Origin of the sequence: Pseudomonas sp. PSE1(2024) (assembly GCF_050990555.1) — a bacterium.
GTDB classification, from domain to species: domain Bacteria; phylum Pseudomonadota; class Gammaproteobacteria; order Pseudomonadales; family Pseudomonadaceae; genus Aquipseudomonas; species Aquipseudomonas aphyarum.
This window is the reverse complement of record NZ_CP158967.1, coordinates 1860380-1877445: the sequence shown is the minus strand read 5'-3', so window position 1 is coordinate 1877445 and position 17066 is coordinate 1860380. Positions and strand designations below refer to the sequence as shown.

Sequence of the window (17066 nt, the reverse complement as noted above, 5' to 3'; positions counted from 1 at the left end):
GTCGTGGGGGGTATCTATCTGTGTAAGAGGCTGTCGCGATTCAGGACTTTTTCGGCCCCTGAAGCTGAAGTTGCTCGGGCGTATCGGGCAGACGCTCGACCACTCTGAGCTTTTCCGGCGCCTGGCGCTGACGCCACAGGCGGAAGGCATTCAGTTCATCGTCGAGGGTTTTCATCAGCCAGGCGAGGACGGCGATATCATCGAGCATGCCGAACATGGGAATGAAATCGGGGATCGCATCCACCGGACTGAGGAAGTACATCAGACCGGCCACCACCGAAACGATCGCCTTGGCGCTGATCGCGCGGTACTCGCCGCGCCAGTACGCCAGACACAGTGCCTGCAACAGACGCAGATCGTCCTTCAGCTTGCCGAGACGATTGCCCTGGGCGGCGCCTTTGCTGGCCACGGCGAACAACAAGGTCGGCAAGCGGCCTCGAGCCAGCAAGCGTCCGGCCAAAGGCAGGAATCGGGCGAAATTCCACGGCGCTTTCATTTATTTCTCCCGTTGAAATGTTATCCACACAAATTGTGGATAACCTTGTGAACAGAGCTGCATTTCAGCGCTGAGAGCCCCGTTTCATAAGGGCTGCGCTCAGATCGGGCGTTTTTTACTCACATAAAAAAACCCAATATTTCATTGACTTGGCGGCTCCGGGCGTCTAGCGCGGGCAACCTTAAAGTCTAGGACTGCCATGACCGGCATCGGTTCGGTCTGTTTACGCCGACCATCGTCCAGATGCAACAACGCCCCGCATAAGCGAGGCGTTGTTGTTGAGACCGGCGCAGATTACTTGGCGGCGGCGTCTTCTTTGGCTGGATCCTTGATGGCCAGCAGTTCCAGGTCGAAAACCAGAACCGAGTTGGCCGGGATTGCCGGGCTTGGCGATTGTGCGCCGTAAGCCAGATCGCTAGGGATATACAGCTTGTACTTCTCCCCAACGTGCATCAGTTGCAGGCCTTCGACCCAACCCGGGATCACACCGCTGACCGGCAGATCGATCGGGCTGCCGCGCTCGACGGAGCTGTCGAATACGGTGCCGTTGGTCAGCTTGCCGGTGTAGTGAACGGTCACGACGTCAGTAGGCTTAGGCTGTGGGCCGTCGGCTTTCTTGACCACTTCGTACTGCAGACCGGAAGCGGTGGTGGTCACGCCGGCTTTCTTGCCGTTTTCTTCGAGGAATTTCTTGCCGGCGGCTGCCGACTCTTCGCTCATCTTGGCCATGCGCTCTTCGGCACGCTTTTGCAGCGCGGCGAAAGCTTCGACCAATTCTTCATCTTTCAGCTTCTGTTCTTTCTTGCCGACGGCATCTTCGATGCCCTGGGCTACCGCTTTGGAGTCCAGATCATCCATGCCTTCCTGAGCAAGGCTCTTGCCCATGTTCAGGCCGATACCGTAGGAAGCTTTTTGCGCCGGGGTTTTCAGCTCTACGCTGGTCTGCGAGTCACAACCCGCGAGTACCAGGCTAACCAGGGCAACCGCCGCCGCCAACCGATGCTGTTTCATGCTATTTCCTTGTTCATGCGCCGAAAGGGCAATCGAGTAAAGCCGCGAGCTTATCAGGCCGCCACGACCAATGGCTACCGGCATGAGAGCAGGAATCTTCCGATAAGTTCAGGGATTAAAAAGCATTTGGCGAAAGGCACGATGAAGCTTCTGTCATCTTTCGCCGACAGCGATTGATGCCGCTTCCCACAACACTTGGCGTAATGGCCACTTGCCGCACATGGCTTGGCTCAGGCATAACAGCGCAACAACTCGACAAGGATGTTCATCTTGCGCCTCTTATACCGTGTGTTGACGCTGATCGTGGTGCTGCTGGGACTGGTCCTGGCGGTGGTTTTTTACTATGTCGCCAATCCGAGATTGCCCTTTCCCGCGCCCGCAAAACAGGTGCATTACCTGAACCAGTGGACTGAGCAAGAACGCCAGACCTACTACTTCACTCCGCAGGGGACGCAGGTCAAAGGCCTTCGTTACGAATGGTTTCAGGCGCTGGAGCTGCCGTTCTCGCAGCAACGTTTTGCCTCCCCGGAATACCTCGCGCGCTTTGGCTTTCTGATCGACCCGCAACAGAAAGCCACGCCGGACAACCCGGGCAATCTGCCGGTAGGTTTCGCCCGGCACCAGAATCCCGGCAGCTCCGAGCAATATCTCGACATCACGTGTGCGGCCTGCCACACCGGTGAACTGCACTTCAATGGCCAGGCAATACGCATCGACGGTGGCTCGGCCCAGCATGTGTTGCCTTCCAGCGTTCCTACATTGCGCGGCGGAAGTTTCGGACAGGCATTGGTCGCCAGTCTCACCTCGACTTACTACAACCCGTGGAAATTCGAGCGCTTCGCCCGCCACGTGCTGGGCAACGACTATGACGCCCGCCACGAACAACTGCGCAAAGACTTCAAAAGCTCACTGAACACCTTCATCAAAGTGGCCTGGAACGACACCCATCGTGGCCTCTACCCCACCGAAGAAGGCCCCGGCCGCACCGATGCGTTCGGGCGTATCGCCAACGCGACCTTCGGCGATGCGATCTCCCCGAGCAATTACCGCGTGGCCAACGCCCCGGTGGATTACCCGCAACTGTGGGACATGTGGACCTTCGACTGGGTGCAGTGGAACGGTTCGGCGCAACAACCGATGGCACGCAATATCGGCGAGGCGCTGGGCGTCGGTGCCACCCTGAATTTCTTCGACGCCAACGGCCAGCCGCTGCAGGGCGATGATCGCTATGCCTCCAGCGTACGTGTGCGTGATCTGCACAAGATCGAAGAAACCCTGCAAAAACTGCGACCTCCGGCATGGTCTGAAGAGGTGCTCGGCGTCGTCGACAAACCCTTGGCAGCCAAGGGGCGAGCCCTGTTCGCCGAGAATTGCGCCGGATGCCATGTTCCGCGCCAGACCCAGGAAGGCGAGCGTTGGGTGCAACACCTGCACATGCTCCCGGTGGATGTCATCGGCACCGACCCGAATGCCGCCAACAACATTGCCAATCACCGTTTCGACCTGACCGCCCTGCAATGGAACCCGGCGGAACTCGAACAAATGGACGTGAAGTTGCACCCCAAACCCAAGGAGCCGCTGGATCTCAGCCAGCTTTCAGTGGCCAAGGGACTGGCTTACGTCACCGCCTTCGTGGAAAACCGTGCGTACCGTGAAGCGGGCGTCACCGCCGCCGAAAAACCACAACTCGATGGCTTCGGTCTGCCGATTGGCGTTCGCGAAAAAGTCGCCTACAAGGCGCGTCCGCTTGCCGGCGTATGGGCCACGGCCCCGTTCCTGCACAACGGCTCGGTGCCGAGCCTTTATCAGTTGCTGTCGCCTCAGGACGAGCGCGCCACCACCTTCTATAAAGGCACCTTCGAATACGACCCGCGCCATCTGGGCTACCGCACCGAAGCCTTCACCAACGGTTTCCTGTTCGACACCCGCATCACCGGCAACCACAACAGCGGCCACGAATTCCGCGCCGGCGAGCGCGGCAACGGCGTCATTGGCCGACTGCTGCAGCCAGAAGAGCGCTGGGCGCTGCTGGAATACCTGAAAGTGCTGGGCGGCCCGCTGGAGGCGCAACTGCCATGATCTTCAATTCCTTCAAAAGACCTTCGATGCTGGCGCGGTTCTGGCTCTGGCTGGGACGGTTATTGGGTAAAACCCTGCTGATCCTGCTGGTGATCGGCCTGATCGGCTGGGCCCTGAGCACCGCGTGGTTCGCCTGGCAGCACCGTGGCCCGGTGTCGGCACTGGAACAGATTCCAGATGGCGAAGCCGCCATGACCCAGGACGTGATTCAGACCGCCGTGCGCATCGTCGATCAGCATCGCGAAAGCACCCGCTACCTGCGCGACGCCCATGCCAAGGCCCATGGCTGCGTGAAGGCCGATGTGCAGGTGTTGCCGGATCTGGCTCAGGAATTGCGCCAGGGCGTCTTCAGCGAACCGGGCAAGCTCTGGAAAGCGACGATGCGCCTGTCCAACGGCAACGCCTATCCACAATTCGACAGCATCCGAGATGCCCGAGGCATGGCGCTCAAATTGCTCGATGTGCCGGGCAAGCAGTTGCTGGGTGATCGTCAGGGGCTGCACGAGCAGGATTTCGTGATGTTCAGTCACCCGAACTTCTTTGTCAGCGATGTCGCCGAGTATCGTCAGAATGTGGCGGCGCAGGCTGACGGCAAGAAGGTCATGGCGTTTTTTCCGGGGTGGGATCCGCGCAGCTGGCAGATCCGGCATCTGTTCATTGCACTGGCGACCCTATCGCCACCGCCAGAAAGCCCGACCCGCACGACATACTTCTCGGTATCGCCCTACAAGTTCGGCGAGGCCAATGCCAAGTTCCGGGTAATGCCGGATCCGGAGCGCTGCCCCGCTTACACCTTGCCGAAACAGAACCAGGATCTGCCGAACTTCCTGCGCAGCGCGCTGAATCAACAGCTGTCGACTGACCGGATTCCGGCGTGTTTCGTGTTGCAGATCCAGCGACAGGACGCGAACAAGTACATGCCGATTGAAGACACCAGCATCGAATGGCGCGAACAGGACAGCCCATTCCAGACAGTGGCGAGGATCACCCTGCCCCCGCAGGACTTCGACACCCCGGCGCTGAACCTGCAATGCGACAACCTGTCGTTCAATCCCTGGTTCGGCATCGACGCTCATCGCCCGATTGGCGGGATCAACCGCCTGCGCAAAGCGGTGTATGAAGCGGTCAGCAATTACCGTCACAGTCGCAACTCGGCACAATAGCAGCGCCAGAAACGAAAAAAGCGACCGTTAAAGGTCGCTTTCTCATGTTCAGGCCCGGCAAAAGCCAAATCCCGGACAGCAAAAAGCCCGCACCAGGCGGGCTTTCTGTGGTGATCTGGCGTTCAGTGTTCCAGATTACCGAATATGGCGCAGCGGACGGGACTCGAACCCGCGACCCCCGGCGTGACAGGCCGGTATTCTAACCGACTGAACTACCGCTGCGCGAAACGCTTGAAACGAATGGTGGGTGATGACGGGATCGAACCGCCGACATTCTGCTTGTAAGGCAGACGCTCTCCCAGCTGAGCTAATCACCCTTCGCTTCGTTACGGGGCGCATTATGCCACAGATTTTCGTAATGTGTTGATTTAATTGAAGTTTTTTTCAAATAAATCCGAAAACCGGTGAAACGACACATCCCGCATGTACAACTCGAGGCAGAAAAAAACCCGCCTTGGCGGGTTTTTCCGTGGTGACCTGGCGTTCAGTGGTCCAGGTTACCGAATATGGCGCAGCGGACGGGACTCGAACCCGCGACCCCCGGCGTGACAGGCCGGTATTCTAACCGACTGAACTACCGCTGCGCTAAACACTTGAAACGAATGGTGGGTGATGACGGGATCGAACCGCCGACATTCTGCTTGTAAGGCAGACGCTCTCCCAGCTGAGCTAATCACCCTTCGCTTCGGTGTGGCGCGCATTCTACGGAGCGACCCAACCTCTGGCAAGCACTTTTTTAATTAATTTTCTTAGCCCTTCCAAAGGCTTAGAGAAGGGTTGGCCTATGACCCGGCGAAGACAATAATGCCCCCCTTTGTATAAAGGAGAGACTCACCCCATGTGGTTCAAAAACCTGCTTATCTATCGCCTGACCCAAGACCTGCCTGTCGATGCCGAGGCGCTGGAAACTGCACTGGCCACCAAACTGGCGCGTCCATGTGCAAGCCAGGAGTTGACCACCTACGGTTTCGTCGCGCCGTTCGGCAAAGGCGAAGATGCTCCACTGGTGCACGTCAGCGGTGACTTCCTGCTGATCTCCGCCCGTAAAGAAGAACGCATCCTGCCGGGCAGCGTCGTGCGCGACGCGGTCAAGGAAAAGGTCGAAGAGATCGAAGCCGAGCAGATGCGCAAGGTCTATAAGAAGGAACGCGATCAGATCAAGGATGAAATCATCCAGGCTTTCCTGCCGCGCGCCTTTATTCGCCGCTCGTCGACCTTCGCCGCCATCGCGCCGAAACAGGGTCTGATCCTGGTCAACTCGGCCAGCCCGAAACGCGCCGAAGACCTGCTCTCCACCCTGCGTGAAGTGATCGGCACCCTGCCGGTTCGTCCGCTGACCGTGAAAACCGCGCCGACTGCCGTGATGACCGAATGGGTCACCACCCAGCAAGCCGCCCCGGACTTCTTTGTGCTGGACGAGTGCGAACTGCGCGACACCCACGAAGACGGCGGCATCGTGCGTTGCAAGCGTCAGGACCTGACCAGCGAAGAAATCCAGCTGCACCTGAGCACCGGCAAGGTGGTGACTCAACTGTCGCTGGCCTGGCAGGACAAACTGTCGTTCATGCTCGACGACAAGATGACCGTCAAGCGCCTGAAATTCGAAGATCTGTTGCAGGATCAGGCGGAACAGGACGGCGGCGACGAAGCCCTCGGCCAACTGGACGCCAGCTTCACCCTGATGATGCTGACGTTCGGCGACTTCCTGCCGGCGCTGGTTGAAGCACTGGGCGGTGAAGAGACTCCGCAGGGCATCTAAGCCTCTGCGCAGTCTTTGGGTTATCTTCAAACGCCACCGCTTCGGTGGCGTTTTCACATAATAAGGAACAGGCCATGCGCGCACTGGCTGCACTGAGTCGTTTTGTCGGCAACACCTTCGCTTACTGGGTTCTGATTTTCGCGGTGATCGCGTTCCTGCAACCGGCCTGGTTTCTCGGCCTCAAAGGCGCGATCGTGCCACTGCTCGGGCTGGTGATGTTCGGCATGGGCCTGACCCTCAAACTCGACGACTTCGCCGCCGTCGCCCGCCATCCATGGCGCGTCGCATTGGGCGTGGTCGCGCATTTCGTGATCATGCCGGGGATGGCATGGTTGCTGTGCCAGATCTTTCATCTGCCGCCGGAAATCGCCGTCGGTGTGATTCTGGTCGGTTGCTGCCCGAGCGGCACCTCCTCGAACGTCATGACCTGGCTGGCCCGTGGCGACCTGGCGCTGTCGGTGGCCATCGCCGCCGTCACCACCCTCCTCGCCCCGCTGCTGACACCGGCGCTGATCTGGCTGTTGGCTTCGGCGTGGTTGCCGGTTTCGTTCATGGAGTTGTTCTGGTCGATCCTGCAAGTGGTGCTGCTGCCGATCATCCTCGGCGTGGTCGCGCAACGTGTGCTCGGTGACAAGGTCCGCCACGCGGTGGAAGTGTTGCCGCTAGTGTCAGTGGTCAGCATCGTGATCATCGTCGCTGCCGTGGTTGCCGCCAGTCAGGCGAAAATCGCAGAATCCGGCCTGCTGATCATGGCCGTGGTGATGCTGCACAACAGCTTCGGCTATCTGCTGGGTTATTTCACCGGCCGCCTGTTCGGCCTGCCGCTGCCGCAGCGCAAATCCCTGGCGCTGGAAGTCGGCATGCAAAACTCGGGGTTGGGGGCTGCGCTGGCCAGTGCGCACTTCTCGCCGCTGGCGGCGGTGCCGAGCGCGTTGTTCAGTGTGTGGCACAACATTTCCGGGGCGCTGCTTTCGACGTACTTCCGGCGGATGAGCGAAAAAGAAGACCGTGAAACGTTGGCGCAACAGGCGGCCGACTGATTCCGGATCAAGGCGCGGCGCACAATTTTAGGTAGTATGTGCGCCACGCGGGGACGACCCTGCGGCTCAATCGAGTTTTCAATCTGGGGACGGCCCCGTCAATCGATGGAGGTCTTTCATGTCCTGGATCATTCTGTTTTTCGCCGGCCTGTTCGAAGTCGGCTGGGCCGTCGGCCTGAAATACACCGATGGTTTCACCCGTCCGCTTCCCACCGTTCTCACCGTTGCCGCCATGGCGGTCAGCCTTGGCCTGCTCGGGCTAGCGATGAAGGAATTGCCGCTAGGCACGGCTTACGCGATCTGGACTGGCGTCGGTGCCGTGGGCACGGTGATTGCCGGGATCATCCTGTTTGGCGAATCGATGGCGTTGATTCGCCTGGCCAGTGTGGCGTTGATCGTCACCGGACTGATCGGGCTCAAGGTCAGCGCCTGAGCCGTTGCCGCCATCCGTCAGGGGTGGCGGCTTTCCAACCAACTACCTGACTGTCCCGCGCAACTCCCCGACCAACGCCTGCAACTCCGCTGGCTGTGCCGCTTCAACGGCAACCGGCGAACCCGCCACCAGCGTCACCCGCGACCACAACCGGTGAAAGAAACCCTTATCGGGATCGCGACTGAAGAAACTCCCCCACAACCCCTGCAACGCCAGCGGAATCACCGGTACTGGCGTCTCCTCGAGAATTCGCGTCAGCCCGCCCTTGAACTCGTTGATCTCACCGTCGGCAGTCAATTTGCCTTCCGGGAAGATGCACACCAGCTCACCGTCCTTCAGATACTGGGCAATCCGGGTGAAGGCCTTTTCGTAGATCTGAATGTCTTCCTGGCGTCCGGCGATAGGAATCGTCCCCGCCGTGCGGAAGATAAAGTTCAGCACCGGCAGGTTGTAGATCTTGTAGTACATGACAAAACGAATCGGCCGACGCACCGCGCCGCCGATCAGCAAGGCATCGACGAACGACACGTGGTTGCACACCAGCAACGCCGCGCCCTCATCGGGAATCGCCTCAAGGTTGCGATGCTCGACGCGGTACATGGAATGGCTGAGCAGCCAGATCATGAAACGCATGCTGAACTCGGGGACGATCTTGAAGATGTAGGCGTTGACGCCGATGTTCAGCAGCGACACCACCAGGAACAGCTGAGGAATCGACAACTTGACCACGCTCAGCAACACGATGGTGACAATCGCCGAAATCACCATGAACAGCGCGTTGAGAATGTTGTTGGCGGCAATCACCCGCGCCCGCTCGTTTTCGGCGGTGCGCGACTGGATCAGCGCGTACAACGGCACGATGTAGAAACCGCCGAAGATCCCGAGGCCCAGCACATCAAGCAACACCGCCCAGGCATGGCCGAAGCCCAGTACTTCAGTCCAGCTGTGGCCAGCGGCGCTTTCTGGAATTCCACCGGAATGCCACCACAGCAACAGCCCGAAAACGGTCAGACCGAACGAGCCAAACGGCACCAGGCCGATCTCGACTTTGCGCCCGGAAAGCTTCTCGCACAGCATCGACCCCAGCGCGATGCCGACCGAAAACACGGTAAGAATCAGGGTGACCACGGTTTCGTCGCCGTGCATCCATTCCTTGGCGTAGGCCGGGATCTGCGTCAGATAAATCGCCCCGACGAACCAGAACCACGAGTTGCCGACGATCGAGCGCGACACCGCAGGCGTCTGCCCCAGGCCGAGTTTCAAGGTGGCCCACGACTGACTGAAGATGTTCCAGTTCAGGCGCATTTCCGGGGTCGCCGCTGCGGCGCGAGGAATGCTGCGACTGGCCAGATAACCCAGCACGGCGATGCCGACTATCGCGGCGGACACCACCGGCGCGTAATTGGCCGACGACATCATCACACCGGCGCCGATGGTCCCGGCCAGGATCGCCAGGAACGTGCCCATCTCCACCAGCCCGTTGCCGCCGACCAGTTCGTCTTCTCGCAATGCCTGCGGCAGGATCGAATACTTCACCGGCCCGAACAGCGCCGAGTGCGTGCCCATGGCGAACAGCGCCACCAGCATCAGCGACAGGTGATCGAACAGGAAGCCGACGGATCCCACGGCCATGATGGCGATTTCTGCCAGCTTGATCAGACGGATCAACGCGTCCTTGGCGAATTTTTCCCCGAACTGTCCGGCCAATGCCGAAAACAGGAAGAACGGAAGGATAAACAGCAGCGCACACAGGTTGACCCAGATGGAGCGGTCACCTTCGATGGTCAGCCGATAGAGAATGGCGAGGATCAGCGACTGCTTGAACACGTTGTCGTTGAACGCGCCCAGCGACTGGGTGATGAAGAACGGCAGGAAGCGCCGGGTGCGCAGCAGGTTGAACTGTGAGGGGTGACTCATCTTCCGTGTGACCCTGTTGTTTTTGGAAAGAGAAGGTAGCGAGTGGCCTGGCTACGCTTATAAGAATCTCGAACCGCGATCCAGGCCACACATTACCTAATCTTTGCAGGTTATTTCTTCAAACCTGCAATGCACGGTGAAACAAACAGCTCGCCGCGCCACGCACCTTGCAGCGTGCGTTTACCAACGATCAGCCACATCACCGCCAGCAACGTCACCAGCACACAACCGACCACACTGAAGAATGTCAGGTGCAACGTGCTGCCCAGTTTCAGGGTGGCCAGCGAATAAACGCCCAGCGGGAAGGTAAATCCCCACCAGCCGAGGTTGAACGGGATGCCGTCACGCAAGTAGCGCAAAGTGATCAGCAGCGCCATCAACATCCACCACAAACCGAAACCCCACAGCGTGATCCCGGCGACCAGCCCCAGCCCCGAAGCCATCTCGCCGATGCCTGGCAAGCCGTTGGCCGCGAAGATCGCCGGGGCATCGCCGCCCAGCAGCAACATGCCCAAGGCTCCGGTCCCGATCGGGCCGAGAGCCAGCCAGCTCGACGCCGCCATGTTTTCGTGGGGCAGTTTGTGCAAGGCCATGCGCAACAACAGGATGGTCAGGATGCTGAACGCCACCGGCAGGGAAAAGGCCCACAGCACATAGCTGGTCACCAGCACCACCAGTTGCGAGTGCGCATCGGCGAGATGCGGCGCCAGCAGTCCACCGCTGGCCGCCGCCACTTCCGCGGCCACCACCGGCAGCAGCCAGACGGCGGTCATCTGATCGATGCTGTGTTCCTGACGGGTAAACATCATGTAGGGAATCAACACACCGCAGGCCAGCGACATCGCCACGTCCAACCACCACAACACCTCGGCCAGCTGAATCACCCCGTCGCCCCAGCGCGGCAGACCGAACAGCAGAAAGCCGTTGATGATGGTCGCCAGACCCATGGGAATGGTACCGAAGAACATCGAAACCGTGGAGTGGCCGAAGATCCGCCGCGCTTCGTCGAAGAACAGAATCCAGCGCGCGGCGTAGGCAGCGGTAAACAGCACGAACAACAGAATGTTGAACAACCACAGCCCTTCGGCCACGGCGTGCAGGCCGGGAATGGACACCGGCAATTGCGCCAGCGCCAACGCCAGCACGCCGGTGCCCATGGTCGCGGCGAACCAGTTCGGGGTGAATTGGCGGATCACTTCACGCGGGTGCTGAAGCTGGCTGAATGGCTTGATGCCGGGTTTGGCGCTGTTGGGGCAAATCATCATGAACTCCTGTCCTCAGGTGAGGTTGAGCTCATGGTAGAACCGAATCGAATATCTATATAACGGGTAATATCTCTAACTGTTATCTGTTTTGCAGATATGCAGTCAAACACTGCCTTCGGTTTCGATCACCAGAATCCGCGCCGCGCCCTGAGGATGAGCGACGTGTTCAGTGCCGATGGACGCGTAGAAGATGTCACCGACATCGAGCAAGGCTTGTTTCTCCTCGCCCTCTTCGCGGTAGTGCATGAGCACCTGACCGTCGAGCACCACAAACACTTCTTCGCCATCATTGACGTGCCATTTGTACGGCTGATCAGTCCAGTGCAGGCGCGTGGTGATGCCGTTCATGTTGGCGATGTCGAGCGCGCCCCAGGCGCGCTCGGCGGTGAAGGTCTTGCTGCGGATAATCTTCATGCGTTGATCCGTGAGAAGAATGGCCTGGCCAAGGCTAACCGAATCCAGAGTTGTTATGGAGCGCTGCAGGTCTTGGTCGCTTGCGCCCGGAAACTCATCAGCAGCGCACCAACCGCCAGCACGATCAGCACCGCACCATATACATCGGTGGTGGCCAGCAGACCCACGCTGTGAGTGAAGTGCCCGGCCAGCAACGCCGGCAGGCAGAACGCCAGATAACTCAGCACATAAAACGCCGACATCAAACCAGCCCGCTCATGAGGCAATGCCAACGGCACCAGGCTGCGCACTGCACCGAGAAAACCGGAGCCAAAGCCACAACCGGCCACCAGCGTGCCGAAGAAGAACAGCGACAGACTGGCGCTGTGCACGCCCAGCAGAATCAACACGATACCGGCCGGGAGCAGGCTCGCCCCAAGTTGCAGCGCTCGGGAGGCAGGACGATTGCGCAACGTGAAGATCATCAACGCACCGGTCACGGTCAGTGCCGCCACGGTCGCGCCGCCAATCAGGTTGGAGGTGGAGCCGGTGGCCGTGCGCACCAGCGACGGTGCCAGCGAGGCATAAAAACCGCCGAGCGCCCAGGTCGCGGTGTTCAACGGCAACACTCGCCACAGCGTCGAACGCGCCTGAACCGGCACATGCAGGGTCGGCCGCAACGAGGCCCACGCCCCGGCCTGCGGCGAAACGCTTTCCGGCAGGCGCCAGACATAAATGCCCTGCAACACAAACAGCGCGAGCAGCAACCAATAGGTCAACTGCAACGGCGCCGGAGCGAACTCGGCCAGCAAGCCGCAACCCATGCCGCCCAACGCCATGCCCAGCAAAGGCGCAACGCTGTTGATCAACGGCCCCTGCTGGCGATCAGTGTCCAGCAGCGTCGCGCTCAACACGGCGGTGGCCATGCCGGTGGCGAAACCTTGCAGCACTCGCGCGCCGATCAACCAGCCCACGCTGTCGGCGTAGATAAACAGCAGCATCGCCAGCGCATTGAGCGTCACGGCGGCGAAGATCACCGGTTTGCGTCCCAGGTGATCCGACAGCGACCCGACCGTCAGCAACGCGGCCAACAGACTCAGCGCGTAGACGCCGAAAATCAGGGTCAGCACCGCTGCCGAAAAATGCAGCTGATCCTGATACAGGTGGTACAACGGCGTCGGCGCAGTGGAAGCGGCGAGAAAACTCAGTAAGGTGATCGCCAGAAACCACAGGCTGGAACGGTGGGAAGCAAGGCTGGTCATGGGCACACTCCGCAAAAGCTAATTTTTTGCTTTTGCGGAGTGTGCTCTCGGCCTGCGCTTAAAGCAAATTCTTTGTGTTAAGGTCTGCCGCATGGCTATTAAAGAAGGTTTACGCCCCGGCGGTCGCAGCGCCCGGGTGCAGGAGTCGATTCACTCGGCAGTTCGCGCGCTTCTGCAAGAACAGGAGCGCTCGACGGTGACCGTCCCGCAGATCGCGGCGCGCGCCGGGGTGACGCCGTCGACGATTTATCGGCGCTGGGGCGATCTGGCGGCGTTGCTGGCCGACGTCGCCCTCGCCCGCATGCGCCCCGACAGCGAGCCGGCTGAAACCGGCAGCCTGCGCAGCGATATCCGCGCGTGGGCCGAACAATATCTCGACGAAATGAGCTCGGAACCCGGACGCAACATGATGCGCGACGTGCAGGCGAGCGCGACGCCGGGCTATTGCGTGGCGATCATCGGCGCGCAATTGCAGACCATCATCGAGCGCCACCCCGAGGAAACGGCGCCGAGCGTGGATCGGCTGATCAATCTGGTGGTGTCCCCGGTGGTGTTCCGCATTCTGTTTTCGGCAGCGCCGCTGGAAGTCGAAGAACTGCACCGGCTGATCGACATCGCGCTCAAACCGGACTGACCACAGAACTGCCCGGTTCTGTTCCTGCGACACCCCGCCACGCCAAGACCTTGGTCGACACTGACTAACCGCCGCGCCCGTGCGAGACTGTCTGACCGGGCGCGAGTCCGGTCGTTTTCTGTCGGGAGTGTTCCATGTCGTTGTCCACCGGGCTGATCGCCGCCGTCGCCCTGGCCTATATGGCCATCATGTTCGCCATCGCCTTCTACGGCGACCGTCGCAGCACACCGCTGCCGCCACGGGTGCGTGCCTGGGTGTACAGCCTGTCGCTGGCGGTCTATTGCACCAGCTGGACATTCTTTGGCGCGGTCGGCCAGGCCGCCGAACAACTGTGGTCGTTCCTGCCGATCTACCTGGGGCCGATCCTGCTGCTGCTCGGTGCACCGTGGGTGCTGCAGAAAATGGTGATGATCAGCAAACAGGAAAACATCACCTCCATCGCCGACTTCATCGCCGCCCGTTACGGTAAATCCCAGTCGTTGGCGGTGGTGGTCGCGCTGATCTGTCTGGTCGGCGTTCTGCCCTATATCGCCTTGCAGCTCAAAGGCATCGTCCTCGGCGTGAACTTGCTGATCGGTGCCGGCGCCGACGCCATGGGCACCCGCGCCCAGGACACCGCGCTGATTGTGTCGCTGGTGCTGGCGCTGTTCACCATCGTTTTCGGTACGCGCAACCTCGATGCCACCGAGCACCACCGGGGCATGGTGCTGGCGATTGCTTTCGAGTCGCTGGTCAAACTGTTCGCCTTCCTTGCCGTCGGCGCCTTCGTCACCTATGGGCTGTATGACGGTTTCGACGACCTGTTCAATCAGGCAATGCTCGCCCCGCGCCTTGAGGAATACTGGAAAGAAACCATCAACTGGCCATCAATGGTCGTGCAGACCGGCGTGGCGATGATGGCGATCATCTGCCTGCCCCGGCAGTTCCACGTAACAGTGGTGGAGAACATCGACCCGCAGGATCTGCGCCTGGCCAAATGGGTGTTCCCGGCCTACCTCGCACTGGCCGCGTTGTTTGTAGTCCCGATCGCCCTGGCCGGTCAGATGATGCTGCCCAGCTCGGTCATCCCCGACTCCTTCGTTATCAGCCTGCCATTGGCCCAGGCCCACCCGGCGCTGGCGATGCTGGCGTTTATCGGCGGCGCTTCGGCGGCCACCGGCATGGTGATCGTGGCGAGTGTGGCGCTGTCGACCATGGTCTCCAACGACATGCTGTTGCCGTGGCTGCTGCGCCGCAACAATGCCGAGCGCCCGTTCGAAGTGTTCCGCCAGTGGATGCTCTCGGTGCGTCGGGTCAGCATTGTGGTGATCCTTTTGCTGGCCTACGTCAGCTACCGTTTGCTCGGCTCGACCGCGAGCCTGGCGACCATCGGCCAGATTGCTTTCGCGGCGGTCACCCAACTGGCCCCGGCGATGCTCGGCGCGCTGTACTGGAAACAGGCCAACCGTCGTGGCGTGTTCGCCGGCCTCGCTGCCGGCACATTCCTGTGGTTCTACACCCTGATCCTGCCGATCGCTGCGCGCAGCCTCGGCTGGTCGCTGGACAGCTTCCCCGGCCTTGCCTGGCTGCACAGCAACCCGCTGAACCTGCCGATTACCCCGCTGACCCAAGGTGTGGTGCTGTCGCTGGCGGGTAACTTCACGTTGTTCGCCTGGGTCTCGGTGCTGTCACGCACCCGGGTGTCGGAGCACTGGCAGGCCGGACGTTTTATCGGACAGGAAATCAGCGCACGGCCGAGCGCGCGCTCGATGCTGGCGGTGCAGATCGACGATTTGCTGCAACTGGCGGCACGCTTTGTCGGTGAAGAACGTGCGCGGCAGAGCTTCATCCGCTTCGCCTATCGCCAGGGCAAAGGCTTCAACCCGAACCAGAACGCCGACGGTGAATGGATCGCCCACACCGAGCGATTGCTGGCGGGTGTCCTTGGCGCCTCTTCGACGCGAGCTGTAGTAAAAGCCGCCATCGAAGGTCGGGAAATGCAGCTGGAGGACGTGGTCCGGATCGCCGACGAAGCTTCGGAAGTGCTGCAGTTCAACCGCGCACTGCTGCAAGGCGCCATCGAAAACATTACCCAAGGCATCAGTGTGGTCGACCAGTCGCTGAAACTGGTGGCCTGGAATCGCCGCTATCTGGAGCTGTTCAACTATCCGGACGGTTTGATCAGCGTCGGCCGGCCGATTGCCGATATCATTCGCCACAACGCCGAACGTGGCTTGTGCGGCCCCGGCGAAGCGGAAGTTCACGTTGCCCGACGCCTGCACTGGATGCGTCAGGGCCGCGCCCACACCTCCGAGCGACTTTTCCCCAACGGCCGGGTGATCGAGCTGATCGGCAACCCGATGCCCGGCGGCGGTTTCGTCATGAGTTTCACCGACATCACCGCGTTCCGCGAAGCCGAACAGGCCCTGACCGAAGCCAACGAAGGGCTGGAGCAACGGGTCAGCGAACGGACTCAGGAACTGTCGCAACTCAACGTCGCGTTGACCGAAGCCAAGGGCAATGCCGAAGCGGCCAACCAGTCCAAGACCCGTTTCCTCGCCGCCGTCAGTCACGACCTGATGCAACCGTTGAACGCGGCGCGGCTGTTCTCCGCCGCCCTCTCCCATCAGGACGACGGCCTGAGCGGCGAAGCGCAGAAACTGGTACAGCACCTCGACAGCTCGCTGCGTTCGGCCGAAGACCTGATCAGCGACCTGCTGGACATCTCGCGTCTGGAAAACGGCAAGATCAACCCGGATCGCAAGCCGTTCGCGGTCAATGAGCTGTTCGATATTCTCGGCGCGGAGTTCAAGGCGCTGGCTCAGGAACAGGGCTTGAGTTTCCGGGTACGGGGCAGTCAGCTGCGCATCGACAGCGACATCAAACTGCTGCGGCGCATTCTGCAGAATTTCCTTACCAACGCGTTCCGCTACGCAAAAGGCCCGGTGCTGCTGGGCGTGCGTCGGCGAAAAGGCGAAATCTGTCTGGAAGTGTGGGATCGCGGGCCGGGGATTCCGGAGGACAAACAGCAAGTGATCTTCGAGGAATTCAAACGCCTCGACAGTCACCAGACCCGCGCCGAAAAAGGCCTGGGCCTGGGCTTGGCGATCGCCGATGGCCTGTGTCGCGTGCTCGGCCACACCTTGCGCGTGCGCTCATGGCCGGGGCGCGGCAGCGTGTTCAGTGTCCGCGTGCCGTTGGCCAAAGCGCAGACCGTGCAGGCGCCGGCGACGGTGGAAATCAATGGCAAACTGCACAGCGGTGCGCAGGTGCTGTGCATCGACAACGAAGACAGCATTCTGATCGGCATGAACAGTTTGCTCACACGCTGGGGCTGCCAGGTCTGGACCGCGCGCAACCGCGAAGAATGTGCGGCGCTGCTCGACGACGGCGTGCGGCCACAATTGGCATTGGTCGACTATCACCTCGATCACGGCGAAACCGGCACCGATCTGATGGCCTGGTTGCGCACAAGGCTGGGCGAGCCGGTGCCGGGCGTAGTGATCAGCGCCGACGGGCATCCGGAAACGGTGGCGCAGGTGCACGCGGCGGGACTGGATTACTTGGCCAAACCGGTGAAACCGGCGGCGTTGCGGGCGTTGTTGAGTCGCTATTTGCCGCTCTAGCAGAGCGGC

General features: G+C 60.7%; 13 protein-coding genes and 4 tRNA genes. 7 read left to right on the top strand and 10 right to left on the bottom strand.

All coding sequences use genetic code 11. The annotated features are described in order from the left end of the window. Positions 1–40: 40 nt before the first annotated feature. Together ABTV87_RS08535 and ABTV87_RS08530 are read right to left on the bottom strand one after the other, a co-directional pair. Positions 41–496 (bottom strand): YkvA family protein, encoded by a 456-nt coding sequence (locus ABTV87_RS08535; protein WP_007950434.1) that lies wholly within the window; start codon positions 494–496, stop codon positions 41–43. A gap of 294 nt (positions 497–790) precedes the next feature. After that, positions 791–1507, bottom strand: a complete 717-nt coding sequence (locus ABTV87_RS08530; RefSeq protein ID WP_007950433.1) for an FKBP-type peptidyl-prolyl cis-trans isomerase — start codon at positions 1505–1507, stop codon at positions 791–793. A 270-nt stretch (positions 1508–1777) separates the two neighbouring features. Here ABTV87_RS08530 and ABTV87_RS08525 point away from each other — a divergent pair, with 270 nt between their 5' ends. Then, the gene (locus ABTV87_RS08525) at positions 1778–3586 is read left to right on the top strand and encodes a di-heme-cytochrome C peroxidase (RefSeq protein ID WP_433899246.1); all 1809 of its coding nucleotides are present in this window, start codon (positions 1778–1780) and stop codon (positions 3584–3586) included. A gap of 26 nt (positions 3587–3612) precedes the next feature. Beyond that, positions 3613–4749, top strand: coding sequence for a catalase family protein (locus ABTV87_RS08520; RefSeq protein WP_433899840.1), 1137 nt, complete (start codon positions 3613–3615; stop codon positions 4747–4749). Positions 4750–4894: 145 nt separating this feature from the next. Here ABTV87_RS08520 and ABTV87_RS08515 read toward each other — a convergent pair. The 4 genes from ABTV87_RS08515 to ABTV87_RS08500 form a co-directional block, all read right to left on the bottom strand. Next, positions 4895–4971: transfer RNA gene (locus tag ABTV87_RS08515), tRNA-Asp, on the bottom strand. A gap of 19 nt (positions 4972–4990) precedes the next feature. Then, positions 4991–5066 (bottom strand) — tRNA-Val (locus ABTV87_RS08510). 190 nt (positions 5067–5256) lie between these two features. Further along, positions 5257–5333, bottom strand: a tRNA-Asp gene (locus ABTV87_RS08505). A gap of 19 nt (positions 5334–5352) precedes the next feature. Continuing rightward, positions 5353–5428 (bottom strand) — tRNA-Val (locus ABTV87_RS08500). Between the two features lie 159 nt (positions 5429–5587). Between ABTV87_RS08500 and rdgC the strand changes: the two genes are divergently transcribed. The 3 genes from rdgC to sugE all read left to right on the top strand — a co-directional run bounded on the left by rdgC (position 5588) and on the right by sugE (position 7981). Further along, on the top strand, positions 5588–6508 hold the full coding sequence (rdgC, locus tag ABTV87_RS08495; protein WP_007950430.1) for a recombination-associated protein RdgC: 921 nt from the start codon (positions 5588–5590) through the stop codon (positions 6506–6508). 74 nt (positions 6509–6582) lie between these two features. Next, entirely contained in the window at positions 6583–7548 is a 966-nt protein-coding gene (locus tag ABTV87_RS08490) for a bile acid:sodium symporter family protein (protein ID WP_085608827.1), read from the top strand. Positions 7549–7666: 118 nt separating this feature from the next. Continuing rightward, positions 7667–7981 carry a quaternary ammonium compound efflux SMR transporter SugE gene (gene sugE, locus ABTV87_RS08485; protein WP_039769847.1) on the top strand — a complete coding sequence of 105 codons (315 nt, stop codon included), beginning with the start codon at positions 7667–7669 and terminating at the stop codon, positions 7979–7981. Positions 7982–8023: 42 nt separating this feature from the next. Here the strand turns inward: sugE and ABTV87_RS08480 are convergent, their stop codons facing one another. The 4 genes from ABTV87_RS08480 to ABTV87_RS08465 all read right to left on the bottom strand — a co-directional run bounded on the left by ABTV87_RS08480 (position 8024) and on the right by ABTV87_RS08465 (position 12818). Then, positions 8024–9898, bottom strand: coding sequence for an MFS transporter (locus tag ABTV87_RS08480; RefSeq protein WP_433899245.1), 1875 nt, complete (start codon positions 9896–9898; stop codon positions 8024–8026). A gap of 110 nt (positions 9899–10008) precedes the next feature. Next, positions 10009–11160 carry a TDT family transporter gene (locus tag ABTV87_RS08475; protein WP_433899244.1) on the bottom strand — a complete coding sequence of 384 codons (1152 nt, stop codon included), beginning with the start codon at positions 11158–11160 and terminating at the stop codon, positions 10009–10011. A gap of 105 nt (positions 11161–11265) precedes the next feature. Continuing rightward, positions 11266–11577, bottom strand: coding sequence for a cupin (locus tag ABTV87_RS08470; RefSeq protein ID WP_127797353.1), 312 nt, complete (start codon positions 11575–11577; stop codon positions 11266–11268). A gap of 53 nt (positions 11578–11630) precedes the next feature. Next, positions 11631–12818, bottom strand: a complete 1188-nt coding sequence (locus ABTV87_RS08465; protein WP_433899243.1) for an MFS transporter — start codon at positions 12816–12818, stop codon at positions 11631–11633. 91 nt (positions 12819–12909) lie between these two features. Here ABTV87_RS08465 and ABTV87_RS08460 point away from each other — a divergent pair, with 91 nt between their 5' ends. Both ABTV87_RS08460 and ABTV87_RS08455 read left to right on the top strand, forming a co-directional pair. Beyond that, on the top strand, positions 12910–13452 hold the full coding sequence (locus tag ABTV87_RS08460; RefSeq protein ID WP_433899242.1) for a TetR/AcrR family transcriptional regulator: 543 nt from the start codon (positions 12910–12912) through the stop codon (positions 13450–13452). Positions 13453–13586: 134 nt separating this feature from the next. Beyond that, on the top strand, positions 13587–17057 hold the full coding sequence (locus ABTV87_RS08455) for a hybrid sensor histidine kinase/response regulator (protein ID WP_433899241.1): 3471 nt from the start codon (positions 13587–13589) through the stop codon (positions 17055–17057). The last annotated feature ends 9 nt before the right edge of the window (positions 17058–17066 follow it).

Coding starts and splice junctions, on each gene's coding strand:
- ABTV87_RS08535 (WP_007950434.1), bottom strand. CDS start 496: ATGAAAGCGCCGTGGAATTTCGCCCGATTCCTGCCTTTGGCCGGACGC.
- ABTV87_RS08530 (WP_007950433.1), bottom strand. CDS start 1,507: ATGAAACAGCATCGGTTGGCGGCGGCGGTTGCCCTGGTTAGCCTGGTA.
- ABTV87_RS08520 (WP_433899840.1), top strand. CDS start 3,613: ATGCTGGCGCGGTTCTGGCTCTGGCTGGGACGGTTATTGGGTAAAACC.
- rdgC (WP_007950430.1), top strand. CDS start 5,588: ATGTGGTTCAAAAACCTGCTTATCTATCGCCTGACCCAAGACCTGCCT.
- ABTV87_RS08490 (WP_085608827.1), top strand. CDS start 6,583: ATGCGCGCACTGGCTGCACTGAGTCGTTTTGTCGGCAACACCTTCGCT.
- sugE (WP_039769847.1), top strand. CDS start 7,667: ATGTCCTGGATCATTCTGTTTTTCGCCGGCCTGTTCGAAGTCGGCTGG.
- ABTV87_RS08480 (WP_433899245.1), bottom strand. CDS start 9,898: ATGAGTCACCCCTCACAGTTCAACCTGCTGCGCACCCGGCGCTTCCTG.
- ABTV87_RS08475 (WP_433899244.1), bottom strand. CDS start 11,160: ATGATTTGCCCCAACAGCGCCAAACCCGGCATCAAGCCATTCAGCCAG.
- ABTV87_RS08470 (WP_127797353.1), bottom strand. CDS start 11,577: ATGAAGATTATCCGCAGCAAGACCTTCACCGCCGAGCGCGCCTGGGGC.
- ABTV87_RS08465 (WP_433899243.1), bottom strand. CDS start 12,818: ATGACCAGCCTTGCTTCCCACCGTTCCAGCCTGTGGTTTCTGGCGATC.
- ABTV87_RS08460 (WP_433899242.1), top strand. CDS start 12,910: ATGGCTATTAAAGAAGGTTTACGCCCCGGCGGTCGCAGCGCCCGGGTG.
- ABTV87_RS08455 (WP_433899241.1), top strand. CDS start 13,587: ATGTCGTTGTCCACCGGGCTGATCGCCGCCGTCGCCCTGGCCTATATG.